We start from the raw sequence: 1,140 nt of genomic DNA on the forward strand, positions 1-1,140 counted from the left end.
TGCATCTTGTGTATAGACGATTTCATCTTTCAGACTACTATTAAGTCTACTTGGTGGTACTAACTCTTTGGCTGTTGTATTGGCGTATACGTGGTTTAAGCCGTTGATTATGTTTTGTTCTAGAAGATCGTTTTGGCAGAATATATTTTCACGCGCTTTATCTTCAGTTTTGGGGTTATCCCAAGGGGTTTCTATGAAGCTCATTTTTTCAATTCTTGTTCCACTCCACCCTGCATCCCATGGAAAGCCTGGTGTACCATAGAGACCACCTTCTTTTGTGTACCCAATATACCTTAGAAAAGTCTCCCCTTTCCAGGTTATAGCATCACCAAACCCATTTTTTTGACCTTCTTCATAATAAACAGCATGTATCTTTTTAGGATCACTACCTTCTAGAAGTGTTGTATTAAGATTTCTGTCATGCCTTCCTTTTTGTTCAAAATAATTATAATTAGGTAGAAAATCAAATTTATGCTGTAGGTGTTGATTCATAATATCTAATTTCCCTTGAATGGTAACTTCATCAAATATGGATGGATTCGTACCACCATATAGATTATTGCTTGTAATGATTAATAAGATTATTAATATTTCTACCGTCTTCAATTTGTTCTTCATACATACTCCCATACTCCTAATTATTAAACACTTTGACATTCACCAATGGATCTCCATATACTGAAGAAATACTAATATAGCTTTGCCCAGCAGAGATTTTTGTATAATCAATATAATCGTTATATACTTTTTTGGTCTTCACAATATCCATAACCTTTTTGACAGTCGCTTGATCGAATTTACACAGTAGGGCTTTTTCTACTGCGTCATGTTGTTCCTCAAGTCCCGTACGCTCCATTAAATTAACCGACATTGATATTTCACAGTATCCTTGAGCAACCAGTTCAGGCTTTATAAACCTATATCTTAATCCTGTCGCACTTTCTATTGGTAATGTATAGCCATATACGGTTACCGTCTCTCTACCACCCCAACCAATAATAACTTCTAACCTTTCTCTTTCATCAAAAAGCCTTACTAATATGGTACTTGCTTCTGCTCGTGTTGCATTTCCGGTTGCTTTAAAGGTTCTATCCGGGTACCCACCTATAATCCCTCTTGCATAGACTTTTCTAACATATG

The 1,140-nt window shown here is 36.0% G+C and carries 2 protein-coding genes; both read right to left on the reverse strand.

Annotated elements, in window-relative coordinates:
• Window positions 1-618 (reverse strand): hypothetical protein (locus AC6F8J_RS14625; RefSeq protein ID WP_500724365.1); only part of this gene is annotated, 618 nt, incomplete at its 3' end.
• Between the two features lie 16 nt (window positions 619-634).
• Window positions 635-1,140: S-layer homology domain-containing protein (locus AC6F8J_RS14630; RefSeq protein WP_500724366.1), on the reverse strand; the 506-nt coding region annotated here is incomplete at its 5' end.

It is taken from the genome of Petrocella sp., assembly GCF_059865615.1.